Below are 15090 nucleotides of genomic sequence, written 5' to 3' on the forward strand. Positions count from 1 at the left end.
TGGGACATGGCTGAAGTCCGCAACATTCCCGAAGCGCGCCATTACGAGATCACCGTCGACGGCAAACATGCCGGCCTCACGGCCTATGCCGACTCCGGCGACCAGCGCATTTTCTACCACACCGAGATCGACGACGAGTTCGGCGGCCGCGGCCTGGCGGGCGAGCTGGTCTCCGCGGCACTGACCGATACCCGCGGAGCCGGCAAGCGCATCGTCGCGGTCTGCCCGTATGTCGCGAAGTACGTGCAGAAGCACCACGACTTCGACGACATCCTCGACCCCGTCACCCCCGAGGTACTGGCCGTGGTCGAAGCCGCCAACTAGGCCTTCGTCGCGGTCACCAGGAAACCGGGCATCTGCGTGCGACCCTCGGGCAGGGTGGCGTGCAGCTGAGCCGGCCGGATCTCGTCTACCTCCCAGTGCCGTGAGACCACCTCGCGCAGTTGCCCTTCGGTGAACTGCGTCGGGCCGGGACCGTCATGGTCACCGAATGCGCCTGCACCGAAGGCCAGAATGTAGAGCCGTGCGCCGGGGGCGGCCGCCCGGTAGACGGACTGCAGATAGCCGTCGCGGAGTTCGGCAGGCAATGCGTGCAGCAGGCCGCTGTCGAAGATCGTCGAGAACCGCCCGTCGTATCCGGTGAACGACGAGATGTCTGCCTGCGCGAATGTGACGTCGGCCAGTCCCCGCTCCCGAGCCGCCTCGGTGGCTGCCGCGACGGCGGTGGGGCTCAGATCCAGGCCGACGACCGAATGGCCGCGAGCGGCCAGCGCCAGCGCGAGTTCGGCGTGACCGCATCCCGCGTCGAGGACCTCACCTCGGACCGCGCCGTCGGTGTCGATGATCGCCGCATACTCCGGCTGCGGTGCGCCGATGCTCCAGGCCGGGGTCTGCTGCCGGTAGGCGTCGTCCCAATCGATGACGTGTGTCATGTCATCCATCCCTTCTTTTAGTTAAAATTTGTACTATATTGACTGTAGGCTGCGATCAGGCAAGCGGCAAGGCGATGTTGCACACTATTCAAATCTGAACCACGTTGCGTGAAGGAGGAACATGGCGCGCACACTGTCCGCCGCGCAGGAGCGGGCATGGGGGCCCTACATCGAGTCCAGCCTGCGCCTGGAGACGTTGCTCGACGAGCGCCTCCGGGAGGGCACGGGCCTCACCCTGATCGACTACCACCTGCTGATGCTGCTGACCGACGCCCCCGAACACCGCCTGCGAATGAGTGAACTCGCCGAGAAGATGGTGTTCTCCCGCAGCAGGATCACCTACCAGATCAACTCGATGGCCAAACGCGGTCTGGTGCTGCGCGAACCGGTTCCCGAGGACCGCAGGGGTTACCGCGCAGTGCTGACCGCAACGGGCGCCGATGCCCTGCGCAACGCCGTACCGCTGCACACCGAGTCGGTGCGCGAACTTTTCTTCGACCACATCCGGCCCGACGAAATCGACTGCATCGAACGGGTATTCAGCCGTCTTCGCGGCAACCTACAGCACGATGACAGAGAGCAGACACCATGACCTTCACCACGGCCGAACTGGCCTACCTGCGCGGGCAACCGATCGGACGCCTGAGTACCGTCGGCCGCAACGGCGATCCGCAGATCCGCCCCGTCGGGGTCCACCTCGGCCCCGGCGACGCCACCATCGACATCGTCGGCCACGCCCTGGCATCGACACAAAAATGGCGCAACGTGCTCGCCAACCCACAGGTGGCCTTCATCGTCGACACGGTGCTCTCGGTGCGCCCACCCGAGGCACGCGGCATCGAAATCCGTGGCACCGCAACGGCACTGCCCGGCGCGGGCACCACCGATGGCGGTCTGTCCGGGGACATCATCCGGATCGTGCCGCGCCGCGTCATCAGCTGGGGGCTCGACGGTGCGGGCACCATCGCCAGGGACTGGGCGGAACCGCCACACACAACTGACTGATCCGCCTAGCATCGGGGCGGTGCCGACAGTGAACACCGCGCGTGGCGTCATCGATACCTCCGACCTCGGCACCACGCTGATGCACGAGCACGTCTTCATCATGACCACGGAGTTGACACAGAACTATCCCGAGTCCTGGGGCGACGACGCCGGCCGGGAAGCCGACGCCATCACCCGGCTCACCGAACTCAAGTCCCGCGGCGTCGACACCATCGTCGACCTCACGGTGATCGGGCTGGGCCGCTACATCCCGCGTATCGCCCGGATCGCCGAGGCCACCGACCTCAACATCGTCGTCGCCACGGGCTTCTACACCTACAACGACCTGCCACTGGCGCTGCACTTCAACGGGCCCGCGGCGGGGCAGACCGACCCGATGACCGAGATGTTCGTCCGGGACATCGAAGCCGGCATTGCCGACACCGGGATCAAAGCGGCGATCCTCAAATGCGCCACCGACGAACCGGGCGTCACCCCCGGCGTCGAACGGGTCCTGCGCGCCGTGGCCCAGGCACACCGCCAGACCGGGGCCCCCATCTCCACCCACACCCACGCCGGCACCCGGCGCGGTCTCGAACAGCAGCGCATCTTCGCCGAGGAGGGCGTAGACCTGGCCCGGGTGGTGATCGGGCACTGCGGTGACACCACCGATATCGGCTATCTCGAGGAGTTGATCGCCAACGGCTCCTACATCGGCATGGACCGCTTCGGCGTGGATGTCTACCTGCCGTTCGCGGATCGCGTCGCCACCGTCGCGACGATGTGCGAGCGCGGCCACGCCGAGAAGATGGTGCTCTCGCACGACACCTGGTGCTACTTCGACGCGCTACCCGACGAGCTGACCGCCACGGCCCTGCCCAACAGCCATTACCTGCACATCCACAATGACGTGCTGCCTGCACTGCGGGAACGCGGCGTCACCGAAGAACAGATCACCACGATGCTGGTGGACAATCCGCGCCGGATCTTCGACCGGCAGGGCGGGTACTGAAATGACCGACGCGATCCCGCCGATCCCCACTCAAGTCAGCCAACTGGCCGCTGCCGATCCCGACCGGCCGGCGGTGACGTGCCAAGGCATCACGCTCACCCGGGGCGAACTGGACCGGTCCAGCAACCGACTCGCCCGCGCCTATGCCGAACGCGGTGTGCGACAAGGTGATTACGTCACCATCAGCCTGCCCAACTCGATCGAATGGGTGCAGGCCGTCCTGGCTGCCTGGAAACTCGGCGCGGTACCGCAACCCCTTTCGCCGCGGCTACCGGATGCCGAGTTCGCCGGGATCCTCGCGTTGCGCCCGAGGGCCCTGGTAGTCGGCCGCAACTCCGGTCACACCCCTTGGCTGCCAACCGGTTTCACCCCGGGTGCCGAACTTTCCGATGCACCGCTGCCCGAGGCGGTAGCACCGACGTGGAAGTCGATGGCCTCGGGCGGGAGCACGGGACGCCCGAAGCTGATCGAAGCCGGCGGCGACAGCCGGGTGCCCGCCCTGATCGGGGTCCCCCTGGGCGCCCAGCCCGGAGACGTCACGCTGATGTCGGTGCCGATGAGCCACAACACCGGTTTCACCACATTCGCCATCGCACTGCTCCAGGGCCACCACCTGGTGCTGATGCCACGCTTCGACCCGGCCGAGTTCTTGGCGCTGGTCACCGAACACCGCGTGACGTTCCTGACCACGGTGCCCACCATCATGCAGCGGCTGCTGCCGGTGTACCGCGCCGACCCGAAAGCCTATGACCTGTCCAGCATTCGCCGGTTCTGGCATGTCGGGGCACCGTGCCCACCTGCGGTGAAGCAGGCCTGGATCGAGCTGCTCGGCGCCGAGGCGTTGTGGGAACTCTACGGCGGTACCGAACTGCAGGCGCTGACCTTCATCTCCGGTGAGCAGTGGCTGCGACATCCGGGATCCGTCGGTGTGGTGGTGGCCGGTGAGATGAAGGTGCTCGACGACGACGGCGAAGAATGCCCGCCCGGCGTCACCGGTGAGATCTACCTGCGGCCCGGCCCCGGCAGCGCGCCCACCTACCGCTACGTCGGCAGCACCGCAAAGAGCCGCGACGGCTGGGATTCACTGGGAGATCTGGGGTATTACGTCGACGACGGGGACGAGCGGTTCTTCTATCTCAACGACCGACGGGTGGACATGTTCACCGTGGGCGGCAAGAACGTGTACCCGGCCGAGATCGAAGCGGCGCTCGCCGAGCATCCCGACGTGCTGTCCTGCCTCGTCGTCGGCGTACCGCACGAAGACCTGGGACAGGTGCCGTACACGCTGGTGCAGGCGGGCGACGGGTCGGTCCTCGACGCCGAGGCGGTGCAGGCCTTCCTGCGTGAGCGCCTGTCGGGCTACAAGGTTCCCGTCGACGTGGAGTTCGTCGACACCCCGCTGCGTGACGATGCGGGCAAGGCCCGGCGCACCGCGGTGCGCGACGAGGTCATCGCGCGGCTGGAGCAGGCTCGGGCTCGTCGGTGATCGAACTGTCCAGCGGAGGCACCGGAGTCTGGTTCCGGTACTCCCAGCGCCGCAACGCCTCCCGGCAAGGGGATTCGATCAGCGCGTAGCTCACCGCGGCCAGAGCGAAGCCGAACACCAGTGTCAATACCAACACCACCAGCATCTGCCCGTTGAACAGGAACTCCCCGATCATCGGGAACACCATGGCCAACGCCGCGAGATGCCAGACGAACAACCCGTATGACCAGCGGCCCAGCGTGACCATCACCCGGTTGCCCAGAATCGGGTGACCGGTACCGGGATGATCGAGGACCAGCGGGGCCAGCAGCGCACCCGCGACGATTGCGCCCATCGCGGTCTTCAGCGTCACCTGGCCGACCGAGCCGGGCCGCAGACCTTCCAGGCCGGCCAGCGGCGAGGCCGCGATCCCGAACGCCACTGCGGCGATCACGGCCATCAGCACCCGGCGCCGGGCCAGCCGGTGCACCCAGCCGAATGGACTCACGGTGAGTTCAGCCAGCACCATCCCCGCGGCGAACCACGAGAAGAAGGCCGGCGGCCAGTTCCACGGGTTGAGCCCGGTGGTGCCGGAGAACGGAATGCGCACCCACAGCAGGCTCAGCGCCGCCAGCGCGATGATCACGCCGATGCGGGCCCGCACCGGCAGCCGCCGCGCCAGTAGCGCCAGCAGCGGCAGCGCCAGATAGAAACTGACCTCGACCGACAGGCTCCACATCTGGGTGAGCCCCGCGGTCAGCGTCAGCGGCACATAGATCTGGGTCAGGGTCAGGTTGGCGAGCCACACCGTCAGATCGGCCTTGGCCTCCGGCAGCAGCAGGATGATCACCACGACGGCCACCACATAGCCGGGCATGATGCGCACGATGCGGGAGCGCAGATAGTGACCGGTGCGCGGGCGTGGCCGCAAACCTCGGGCGGCAGCCGCATGGCCGCGCCACAGCAGGAACCCCGACAGGGCGAAGAACACGGCGACCGCCAGATCGAACCGGCCGAAGAACCGGCCGCTCACCCCGGTGGTGTGCCCCGTCTGGAAGGCGACGTGGGTGAGCACCACACCCATGGCGGCGCAGGCGCGCATGCCTTCGACTGCCGGCAGGAAGCTGCGTGTCCCGCCGACCTGAGATTCCGGTCCGGTTTCCGGGTCCGGTGCTCCGGTGGCCACGGCGACCAGTGTGCCGCTCGATGGCACCCCCGCCAAACTGCGGGTTAACGGGCCGGGGAGATGTCACCGGAGTAAGTGATGGCCTTAGATAGGGCTGTTAGGGTCGAACGGGTTTGCCTCACGACGAGTTGGCCCACACTGAAGGAGGCCCGGTTTGAACCGCGCAGTGGCGCTGCGTATCGCGGCGTGTGGACTGATGGGGCTGGGTGCAGCTCTGCTCATCGCCGCACTGTTGTTGACCACCTATACCAAGGGCAAGATCGCCAAGATCCCGCTCAATCTGGATGCCAGTCTGGTCAGCGACGGGACTGCGACCGCTTTCGATCCAGCATCCCTGGTGGCCGAGAAGTTCTCGGTGGACCGCAACGTGCCGGTGGCACTGCAGCAACAGGTCAGCGTGGAATCACCGTCGAACGCCGAGGTGGTGACGCTCCAGGTGGGCAGCACACTGCGGCGCACGGACCGCCAGAAGGACGGCGGCCTGCTGTTGGCGTTGGTGGATACCGTCACGATGAACCGCAGCAACGCGCTGGCCGTGTCCAGCGACAACAACCCGGGTGGTGCGCTGCAGAAGCCGCGGGCCATCGAGGACGAGAAGCCGCCGACCAACGTCGCGCTGCCGCACGAGGGCCTGACCTACCGGTTCCCGTTCGACACCGAGAAGAAGACCTACCCGTTCTTCGACGCGATCGCGCAGAAGGCGTACGACGCGAACTACGACGGTGAAGAAGACGTCAACGGACTGACCACCTACCGGTTCATCCAGAACGTGGGCTACGACTCCAACGGCAAGCTGGCCGATCCGGTCAAGTACTCCTCGCTCTACGAGGACGACGCCGACAGCACGGTCACCGCCAGCCCCGAGATGTGGGGTGTGCCCGGTGAACCCGACGAGCGGATCACGATGGACCGCTTCTACGCCGCGCAGCGCACCTTCTGGGTCGACCCGGTGTCGGGCACCATCGTCAAGCAGCAGGACCACGGCTACCAGTACTACGCGCGGGACAAGCTCAAGCCCGAGGTGACCTACGTCGACTACAAGGTCACCTCCAACGAAGAGACCGTGGAGTCCCAGGTCGCCGCAGCTCAGGACGAGCGGGATCGCGTGGCACTGTGGACCCGCATCCTGCCGATCACGTTCACCGCGCTGGGCCTGCTGGCACTCGTCGGCGGCGCCGTGGTGGGGTCGTTCGCGATCCGCGCCGAGTCCACGCTGATCGATCCCGGGCTCGACACCGCCGATCACGGCTTCTTCGACACTCAGGGTTTCCAAGTGCCCGGCGCTGAGGCCAAGACCGAGAAGCTGCCCGCTCAACGACCAACCGATCTACCGCCGGACCGGTGATCTGAGCCTGCGCTCTGCCCTACTGCCGGCCTACGCGCTGGCACTGTCGTTGTTGGTAACCGGGCCCCTGCTGGGGCCCGGTTACCTGCTTTTGCGGGACGCCGTCTCCACACCCCGCTCATATCTGACCGATGCGGCGCTGGGCCTGACCGAGGCCGCACCGCGTGCCTTGCCGCAGGATTTCTTTGTCGCCCTGACCTCGACCGTGCTGGACGGCGGGATCGTGGTCAAGGTCCTGCTGGTGGCGGGCCTGTGGCTGGCCGGGTGGGGCGCCGCACGATTGGCCTCGACGGTATTGGGGCCCGGCTTGCCCGGCCAGTTCATCGCGGCGACGCTGGCCGTCTGGAACCCGTATGTGGCCGAGCGGTTGCTGCAGGGGCACTGGAGTCTGCTGGTCGGCTACGGCTGCCTGCCCTGGGTGGCGGTGTGTGTGCTGCGGCTACGCGGGGGGTCCCGCGCGCGACAAAACGGTTCGGGCTCCCGCCCGGCGTGGGGTCTGGTGTTCTCGATCGCGCTGGCGGGACTGACGCCGACGGGGCTGATGCTGGCGGCGACGACCGCTCTCGTGTGCATTGCAGTCCCAGGCGACGGGTGGCGACGTCTGCGCGTCACCGCGCTCGCGTCGGGAACTTCAGTTTTGGCTGCGACGCCGTGGTTGGTTGCCGCCGCTGTCGGTGGCACCGTGTCATCTCCGTCATCGGCAGCCGGGGTTCATGCGTTCGCCGCGCGTGCCGAGCCGGGCCTGGCCACCCTGGGCAGCCTGGCCGGCCTGGGTGGCATCTGGAACGGTGAAGCGGTACCCGGCTCACGCACAACGATTTTCGCGTTGGTGGCCACCGTCGTACTGGTCGGCATCGTCGCGCTCGGCCTGCCGGTGGTGGTGCGCAACCGCACGGCGGTGCCGCTGCTGATCCTGGCCGCGGCAGCCGTGCTGATCCCCGCGGCCATGGCCACCGGCCCCGGGTTGGTATTCGTCGACGCGACGATCCGGGCCGTACCCGGCCTCGGCGTGGTACGCGACGGACAGAAATGGGTGGCCCTCGCCATGCCGGGCTACGTCGTGGCCGCCGCCGCCGCGCCGGTCGCCTTGCAGCGCCTGCGGGTGCCGGCCACCGCGGCGGCCGCGGTGTGCTGCGCGGCGCTGATCGCGGTACTGCCAGATCTCGCCTGGGGCGTCGGCAATCAGATGCGTGCGGTGCAGTACCCCGCGAGCTGGGCGGCGGCAGCCGCCCAGATCAACTCCGACCCTCGTCCGGTCGCCGTGCTCCCCCCGGACAGCATGCGTGAATTCTCCTGGGCGCCTGGCGCTCCGGTGCTCGACCCACTCCCACGGTGGTTGCGCGCGGATGTGTTGACGACGGGGGATCTGTCCATCGGCGGCCAGACCGTGCCCGGTGAAGGGGTACGCGCGCGGGCCGTGCAGGACCTCGTGCTCTCGGGCGCAACCGATCAACAATTGGCCGAGGCCGGGGTGGGCTGGGTGGTGCGCGAGTCCGATCGAGAGGTCGCGGTGCATCGGGTCGGCGGCGACGCTCCCGCCGCCTCACAACGGGGCGTGATGATCGCCGCACACCTGGTGTGGGTTTTGGTTCTGGTCGGCGGGGCGATCGGGATGGCCGTCAGTTTGTGGCGAGTACGCGGGCGATCAGAGGCGCGCCGCTGACTCCGACGTCTCGCGACGCGACGCGACGCGGAAGCGAGTGCCGACTTGCCCACCCGCGAGCGACAGTGTCGCTGATAGGTGGGCGCTGGACAGTTGAGATTGACGAGACCGATGGTGCACGAGTGGCAAAACCACCGAGCGACAATGGGTTTGAAGGGGTCGGCGTTGCCACTGTGGCACTTGTCGCTCGATTGTCGCTGACAGCCGGGCACATCGGGGATCTCTCCGAAACTGCGACTGGCGGACCGGTGCGGCTACACCAACCCGCTGACGTAGTTGCCCCCGTGCACCGATTCCAGGACTGCCCGCATCGCGTCCGCGCTGAGCGTCCAAGAGAATTCGTCGCTGCGGGCCTGAGCCTTGCTACCCAACTGGACCCGCAGCACCGGATCACTCAACAGCTGATGCAGCCCGGCAACCAGGGCGTCACGGTCCTCCGCGAGTAGCCCGGTGACCCCGTCGACGATCGAGTCGGTCAGCCCGCCGGAAGCGCGGTAGCCGACGGTCGGCACCCCGTGCTGGGCGGCCTCGGTGACCGCGAGCCCCCAGCCCTCTTTCCGCGACGGCAGCACGTGCACCCAACTCTGCTGCAGCACACGGTGTTTGGTCTCTTCATCGACATGGCCGTGGAACGTCACCGAATCGGAGATGCCGAGCAGTTCGGCATGTTCGACCAGTCGTTGCCGCCACCAGCCGCCGCCCAGGATGTCCAGGTGCAGCCCGGGAATCTTGGTGCGCAGCGTCGCGACGGCTTCGAGAGCGTCTTCGATCTGCTTGTGCGGCACCAGCCGGGAAAGCACCACCAGGCGCGGGCTCGTCGACCGCGGCAGCTCCAGGGTGGGAACGGGAGCCTCGTCAAGTCCGTTGCGCACCACCGCAATCCGGCCGGAATCCACCCCGAGCTCGTTGAGATCACGGGCCGAGGGCAGGGATACGGTGACGTACTGGTTGCGACGGTGCAGTCGCGGCGACAGTTTGGACTCGACGAACCAGCCGATCCGGCCCTTCATCGGGCCGGCCACTGGCCACAGTTCCCGGTGACAGTGGTGCACGAGCACCGCCACCCGACGGCCGAAGGCCAACCGGGCCAGGAACGGCAGTCCGTTCTGGGTGTCGATGACGACATCGGGCCGGACCTTGCGCAGCGGCCCGAGGCCGACGCGGGAGGCCACCATGGCCAGCCCGGCCCAGATGTACACGCTGTAGGGTCCGCCGGCCCGATTGATCTGTACTCCGTCGACCACTTCGCGCCGGGCCGCGCCCGGGTACCGCGCGGTACGCAACGTGACGCTGACGCCGTCGTCGGCCAGGCACGCGCCGATGCGCTGCAGATAAGCCTCGCTGCCGCCGCCCTGCGGGTGCCCCGTGTCGCGCCAGCACAAGAGCAGGACGCTCCGCAGGCGTGGATCGGGACGGGCAGACATCGTGTTGAGGATACCGGTCAGTAGGTTGGGCAGGTGCAGCCCAGCGACATCTCGGCGCGCTTTGCCCGCCGGGCGACCCTGAGCCGGTCGGTGCGCCTACTGGCGCAATTCCGGTTCGAGCAGAGCGAACCGGCCCGCTTCTACGGGGCGCTGGCCGCCGATACCGTCGACGTGGTCACTGATTTGTGGTCTGGTGCCACCGGCGAATCCCCTGCCGGGCGCACCGTGCTCGACGTGGGCGGCGGGCCCGGCTACTTCGCGTCGGCGTTCGATCAGGCCGGCATGCACTACATCGGGGTGGAGCCGGACCCTCGGGAGGCGCACGCCGGAGCCGCGAGAGCGGCGACATCCGGCATGAGCCCGGCTGTCGATTCCGCATCGGGCACGTTCGTGCGGGCTTCCGGGATGGCGCTGCCGTTCGCCGACGACAGCGTCGACATCTGCCTGTCCTCCAATGTCGCCGAGCATGTGCCGCACCCGTGGCGGCTCGGCAACGAGATGTTGCGGGTGACGAAGCCGGGTGGATTGGTGGTGTTGTCCTACACGGTGTGGCTCGGCCCGTTCGGCGGCCACGAGATGGGGCTGACCCACTACCTGGGCGGCGCCCGGGCAGCCGAGCGCTACACCCGCAAACACGGTCGTCGACCCAAGAACGACTACGGCTCGTCGTTGTTCGCGGTGTCGGCCGCCGACGGTCTGCAATGGGCGGCCAGTACCGGTGCGCTGATCGCGGCTTTTCCGCGCTACCACCCACGATGGGCCTGGTGGATGACCTCGGTGCCAGGGTTGCGGGAGTTCTTGGTGAGCAATCTGGTGTTGGTTCTGCGACCGTCCTGAAACCGTCAACTGGAACAGGTTCTCGTTTTCAGGAAACGTAGGTAATGTGACGGCCATGACACAAACCTCGCCAGCCGTGACTAGGACGGAATTCGACAAACTGTTCATCGGCGGCCACTGGGTGGAGCCTTCGACCTCTGAGGTCATCGAGGTCTTCTCCCCCGCGACCGGCGAGAAGGTCGGCCAGGTTCCGCTGGCCGCCGAGGCCGACGTCAACGCCGCGTGCGTCGCGGCCCGCAAGGCGTTCGACGAGGGTCCGTGGCCACACATGTCGCCCGCGGAGCGGCAGGCCGTGCTGGCCAAGGCCGTCGAGCTGATCAACGAGCGGGCCGAGGACTTCAAGCACCTGCTGAAGCTGGAGACCGGCCAGCCGCCGACCATCGTCGACATGATGCAGTTCGGCGCGGGTGTGTCCAGCCTGCAGTACTACGCCGGTGCGGCCGACAAGTACGAGTGGAAAGACATCCGCGACGGCATCTACGGCCAGACCCTGGTCATCAAGGAGCCGATCGGCGTCGTCGGCGCCGTCATCGCCTGGAACGTGCCGTTCTTCCTGGCCTGTAACAAGCTCGGCCCGGCCTTGCTCGCCGGCTGCACCGTCGTGCTCAAGCCGGCCGGTGAGACCCCGCTGACCACCAACCTGTTCGCCGAGGTCCTTGCCGAGGCCGGCCTGCCCGACGGCGTGCTCTCGGTGGTGCCCGGCGGACCGGAGACCGGTCGCGCCCTGACCGCCAACCCCGAGCTGGACAAGTTCACCTTCACCGGCTCCAGTGGTGTCGGCAGGGAGATCGGCAAGATCGCCGCCGAGAAGCTCAAGCCCTGCACGCTGGAACTCGGCGGCAAGTCCGCGGCGATCATCCTCGAGGACGCCGACGTGGACTCCACCCTGCCGATGCTGGTGTTCTCCGGCCTGATGAACTGCGGGCAGGCCTGCGTGGGCCAGACCCGCATCCTGGCGCCGCGGTCCCGCTACGACGAGGTCGTCGAGAAACTCTCGGCCGCCGTCGCCGCCATGCCGGTCGGTCTGCCCGACGACCCGGCCTCGATGATCGGCCCGCTGATTTCGGAGAAGCAGCGCGAGCGCGTCGAGGGCTACATCAAGAAGGGCGTCGAGGAAGGTGCCCGCATCGTCACCGGCGGTGGCCGTCCCGAGGGCCTGGATTCGGGCTGGTTCGTGCAGCCGACCGTCTTCGCCGACGTCGACAACTCGATGACCATCGCCCAGGAAGAGATCTTCGGGCCGGTGCTCGTGGTGATCCCGTTCGACACCGAGGAAGATGCGGTGCGCATCGCCAACGACTCGCCGTATGGCCTGGCCGGCAGCGTGTACACGACGGACTTCCCGAAGGCCGTCGAGATCGCCTCGAAGATCCGCACCGGCACCTACGCGGTGAACATGTACGCCTTCGATCCGGGCGCCCCGTTCGGCGGGTTCAAGAACTCGGGCATCGGACGCGAGAACGGCCCGGAGGGCATCGACGCCTACACCCAGGCCAAGAGTGTGCTGCTGCCGTTTGGTTACACGCCGGAGTAAAACTCCTCGAACAACCGCGAATGTCCCGGAAGACCACGGTTTTCCGGGACATTCGCGTCTGGCGGCCCCAGGAAACGGACAGCCGGAATTCAGGCTGGGCAGCTAAGGTGGGCGCCCCAACAACGAGGAGGCACCGTGGCAGTTTCCGTCGATCTGGCCAAGTCGCTCGACAAGGCCTACGAAGACAAGTCGCTCAAGGAGATCCTGGACGCTTCACCGGCGGCGCTGGCCGGGGTCACCGACTCCGATGCCGAGCATCTGGCTGCGGCATTCAACATCAAGACCGTGCGGCAGCTCGGGTCCAACAAGTTCTTCGCGGTGGCCGCGGCTCTGGTCGCGCTCGACACCGCGGGCTGATTTCATTCGCCGAGCAGACACAAAACTGTCCCAAAACCGGCATTTTGGGGCAGGTTTGTGTCTGCTCGCGCAGGGGACTCAGCGGCCCACGAAGTTGGCGGCCCGGCGTTCGATGAAGGACTGCACGCCTTCGGCGGCGTCGGCCGTCGCGAACAGCTCGGCGACCACGGGCCGCAGCCGGGCGATCGCAGCGGCGTCCCCGTCACTGTGCGCGAGGTGCGCCGACGCGAGAGTGGCGCGGACACCGAGCGGCGCGGCCCGGTCGGCGATCGTGTGGGCGATCTCGGTCGCCCGGGCGACGGCCGCGCCGGCTTCCGGCGTGACCTCCTGGACCAGCCCGATCCGATACGCCTCGGCAGCGTCGAACTCATCGCCGGTGAGCAGCCACCGCATGGCATTTCCCCAGCAGGTCTGGCGCGGTAGGCGCAGGGTCGCGCCGCCGAACGGATAGATGCCGCGCAGCACCTCTATCTGCGCGAACCGGGTGTCCTGCGCCGCCACACGGATATCGGCGGCCAGGAGCAGTTCGATGCCCAGGGTCAGGCATCGGCCCTGGGCCGCGGCCACCACCGGTTTCGTCCAGTCGCCGTCGAGGCGCCACGGGTCGCGTCCGCCTTCGGGCATGGGTAGATCACCACTGGCCACATGCGGCGCCACGTCGACGAGATCGAGGCCGGCGGTGAAGTGCGCCCCGTGGGCGAACAACACACCGACGCGCAGGTCGTCATCGGATTCGAGCAGTCCGTAGGCGAGGGCGAGATCGGTGAGCATCGCGACGTTGAACGCGTTGCGTTTGTCCGGACGGTTCAGCCCGATCAGCAGGACGTGGCCGTCCCGCTGCAGCGTGAGGGTTTCGAGTGCCGGGTCGGTCGTCATGGGAGCAGTCAACGCCTGCTCACAGAATTATGCAAGACATCATAATTTTGGTGCCTCCCCTCGGCGCAGGGAGAACCTGTTCAGGAGCAGTTAACCTGCTAGTCTTTTGCACACCAGTGTGTACGTCGGATACTCGACATCATGCGAGGATTCCATCATTTCTATGGTGGATGACATAGAAGGGCGGTGCGCGATGTGGGTCGTTGAACTCAATCTCGCCGGTCACCGGTTCAGCCGTCGGGTTCACACGCCGCACACCCCGGTGCGCACCATCACCCCCCGGATGCTTCTTCGCTGTTCCACGCAGTTCCTTCATGACCGGGTTGCCTGACACCGCCACGAAGCCACGTAACAAGCGTGGCTCGACCCGCGCCCGCATGCTCGGCAGCGCGGTCGAGGTGTTGCGTGAGCGGGGCGCCGCCGGCGTCACGATCGATGAGGTGCTGGCCCGCAGCGGTGCGCCACGCGGATCGGTGTATCACCATTTCCCCGGCGGGCGCCGGCAGATCCTGATCGAGGCGCTGCAATACGCCGCAGACACGATCGGTGGCGTGATCGGCGCCGAAACATCCGACAGTGCATGGGATCTGGTGCACCGATTCGTCGGTTTCTGGGAGCGGGTACTCACCGGAAGCAATTTCAGCGCCGGCTGCCCGGTGGTCGCGGTGGCGATCGCCGCACCGGACGACGAGCCCGATCTCGCCGCGGCCGCCGCCGCGATCTTCGACCGCTGGCGCACGTCCCTGACCGGAGCCTTCACGGCCGACGGTTTCGACGAATCCGACGCGTCGTCACTCGCGGTGATGTGCATAGCCACCCTCGAGGGCGTCGTGGTGCTCTGTCGCTCGTCAAAATCGGTCGAGCCGTTGCACGATGTCGCCCGGCAACTCGAATTCCTGATCAAGTCAAGGGAATTCGTCCGCCGTAATGGTGTTCCCCGGCTCAGCCGGCCGTCGTCCTGACCCATCGGGCACAAACGAACTCACCGTTGGGCGCCGATTCGGCCAGCACCCACTCGGAACGGACCGGCAAGACCGGCGATCCAGCCCCCAAGGTGCACGGCGCATAGCTGACCACCATCTCGTCGATCAACCCGGCCGTGACGTACTGTGCGGCAACGTCACCACCCCCGACCACCCAGACATCCTTACCCGCCGCCGCGTCGACCAGGCGCGGATGCAGCCCGGCGATGTCCCCGGAGAACACCTGCACGGGATGACCGGCGGCGACGATCTGCGGCCTGTGCGTCAACACCCACGTCGGCTGCTCGTACATCCACTCACCCGGCTGGTTCTTCAGGATCCACTGATAGGTCGCCGAACCCATCACCAGTGCCCCGATCGTCTTGATGAATTCGTCGTAGCCGAATGGGCCTTGCTGATCGATGTTGCGGGTGATCAGCCAGTCCAGGCTCTCATCGGTGTCGACGATGAACCCGTCCAAGCTCGACGCGGTGTAGTACACGGTCTTCACCG

At 67.2% G+C, this 15090-nt stretch carries 16 protein-coding genes; 11 read left to right on the forward strand and 5 right to left on the reverse strand.

Features of this window, described 5'->3' with window-relative positions; genetic code table 11:
* Nucleotides 1-6: 6 nt before the first annotated feature.
* A complete protein-coding gene (locus ACZY08_RS03260; protein ID WP_463743157.1) occupies nt 7-324 on the forward strand; it encodes a GNAT family N-acetyltransferase in 318 nt (105 codons plus the stop codon).
* On the opposite strand, the gene ACZY08_RS03265 is transcribed toward ACZY08_RS03260, so the two are convergent.
* On the reverse strand, nt 321-932 hold the full coding sequence (locus tag ACZY08_RS03265) for a class I SAM-dependent methyltransferase (RefSeq protein ID WP_463743158.1): 612 nt from the start codon (nt 930-932) through the stop codon (nt 321-323). The genes ACZY08_RS03260 and ACZY08_RS03265 overlap by 4 nt on opposite strands.
* Nucleotides 933-1053: 121 nt before the next feature.
* Between ACZY08_RS03265 and ACZY08_RS03270 the strand changes: the two genes are divergently transcribed.
* From ACZY08_RS03270 to ACZY08_RS03285, 4 genes are read left to right on the forward strand one after another with little or no spacing between them, the layout of a single operon-like run.
* Complete coding sequence (locus ACZY08_RS03270) at nt 1054-1524, forward strand: MarR family winged helix-turn-helix transcriptional regulator (protein WP_463743159.1); 471 nt, start codon at nt 1054-1056, stop codon at nt 1522-1524.
* Nucleotides 1521-1937 carry a PPOX class F420-dependent oxidoreductase gene (locus ACZY08_RS03275; protein WP_463743160.1) on the forward strand — a complete coding sequence of 139 codons (417 nt, stop codon included), beginning with the start codon at nt 1521-1523 and terminating at the stop codon, nt 1935-1937. The genes ACZY08_RS03270 and ACZY08_RS03275 overlap by 4 nt, the downstream gene beginning before the upstream one ends.
* A 19-nt stretch (nt 1938-1956) precedes the next feature.
* Complete coding sequence (locus ACZY08_RS03280; RefSeq protein ID WP_463743161.1) at nt 1957-2928, forward strand: phosphotriesterase family protein; 972 nt, start codon at nt 1957-1959, stop codon at nt 2926-2928.
* Between the two features lies 1 nt (nt 2929).
* Complete coding sequence (locus ACZY08_RS03285; RefSeq protein WP_463743162.1) at nt 2930-4414, forward strand: AMP-binding protein; 1485 nt, start codon at nt 2930-2932, stop codon at nt 4412-4414.
* Here ACZY08_RS03285 and ACZY08_RS03290 read toward each other — a convergent pair.
* Nucleotides 4377-5495: an acyltransferase family protein gene (locus ACZY08_RS03290; RefSeq protein WP_463744130.1), complete on the reverse strand. Its 1119-nt coding sequence runs from the start codon at nt 5493-5495 to the stop codon at nt 4377-4379. The two genes, ACZY08_RS03285 and ACZY08_RS03290, sit on opposite strands and share 38 nt — an antisense overlap.
* A gap of 238 nt (nt 5496-5733) precedes the next feature.
* On the opposite strand from ACZY08_RS03290, the gene pgfA reads away from it, so the two are divergent.
* Together pgfA and ACZY08_RS03300 are read left to right on the forward strand one after the other, a co-directional pair.
* Nucleotides 5734-6924 carry a cell envelope lipid trafficking protein PgfA gene (pgfA, locus tag ACZY08_RS03295; RefSeq protein WP_463743163.1) on the forward strand — a complete coding sequence of 397 codons (1191 nt, stop codon included), beginning with the start codon at nt 5734-5736 and terminating at the stop codon, nt 6922-6924.
* A gap of 22 nt (nt 6925-6946) precedes the next feature.
* Complete coding sequence (locus ACZY08_RS03300) at nt 6947-8587, forward strand: MmpA family trehalose lipid delivery protein (RefSeq protein WP_463744131.1); 1641 nt, start codon at nt 6947-6949, stop codon at nt 8585-8587.
* Between the two features lie 254 nt (nt 8588-8841).
* Here the strand turns inward: ACZY08_RS03300 and ACZY08_RS03305 are convergent, their stop codons facing one another.
* A complete protein-coding gene (locus ACZY08_RS03305) occupies nt 8842-10011 on the reverse strand; it encodes a glycosyltransferase family 4 protein (protein ID WP_463743164.1) in 1170 nt (389 codons plus the stop codon).
* 48 nt (nt 10012-10059) lie between these two features.
* On the opposite strand from ACZY08_RS03305, the gene ACZY08_RS03310 reads away from it, so the two are divergent.
* The 3 genes from ACZY08_RS03310 (at nt 10060) to ACZY08_RS03320 (ending at nt 12739) form a co-directional block, all read left to right on the forward strand.
* Complete coding sequence (locus tag ACZY08_RS03310) at nt 10060-10848, forward strand: class I SAM-dependent methyltransferase (RefSeq protein WP_463744132.1); 789 nt, start codon at nt 10060-10062, stop codon at nt 10846-10848.
* 55 nt (nt 10849-10903) lie between these two features.
* On the forward strand, nt 10904-12382 hold the full coding sequence (locus tag ACZY08_RS03315; protein WP_463743165.1) for an aldehyde dehydrogenase: 1479 nt from the start codon (nt 10904-10906) through the stop codon (nt 12380-12382).
* Nucleotides 12383-12517: 135 nt separating this feature from the next.
* Nucleotides 12518-12739 carry a hypothetical protein gene (locus tag ACZY08_RS03320; protein ID WP_029106398.1) on the forward strand — a complete coding sequence of 74 codons (222 nt, stop codon included), beginning with the start codon at nt 12518-12520 and terminating at the stop codon, nt 12737-12739.
* Between the two features lie 78 nt (nt 12740-12817).
* On the opposite strand, the gene ACZY08_RS03325 is transcribed toward ACZY08_RS03320, so the two are convergent.
* Nucleotides 12818-13615 (reverse strand): crotonase/enoyl-CoA hydratase family protein, encoded by a 798-nt coding sequence (locus ACZY08_RS03325; RefSeq protein ID WP_463743166.1) that lies wholly within the window; start codon nt 13613-13615, stop codon nt 12818-12820.
* A 314-nt stretch (nt 13616-13929) separates the two neighbouring features.
* On the opposite strand from ACZY08_RS03325, the gene ACZY08_RS03330 reads away from it, so the two are divergent.
* Nucleotides 13930-14577 (forward strand): TetR/AcrR family transcriptional regulator, encoded by a 648-nt coding sequence (locus ACZY08_RS03330; protein ID WP_463743167.1) that lies wholly within the window; start codon nt 13930-13932, stop codon nt 14575-14577.
* On the opposite strand, the gene ACZY08_RS03335 is transcribed toward ACZY08_RS03330, so the two are convergent.
* Nucleotides 14558-15088: a dihydrofolate reductase family protein gene (locus ACZY08_RS03335; RefSeq protein ID WP_463743168.1), complete on the reverse strand. Its 531-nt coding sequence runs from the start codon at nt 15086-15088 to the stop codon at nt 14558-14560. The two genes, ACZY08_RS03330 and ACZY08_RS03335, sit on opposite strands and share 20 nt — an antisense overlap.
* Between the last annotated feature and the right edge of the window lie 2 nt (nt 15089-15090).

This window comes from Mycobacterium sp. IDUB_9 (genome assembly GCF_055419505.1).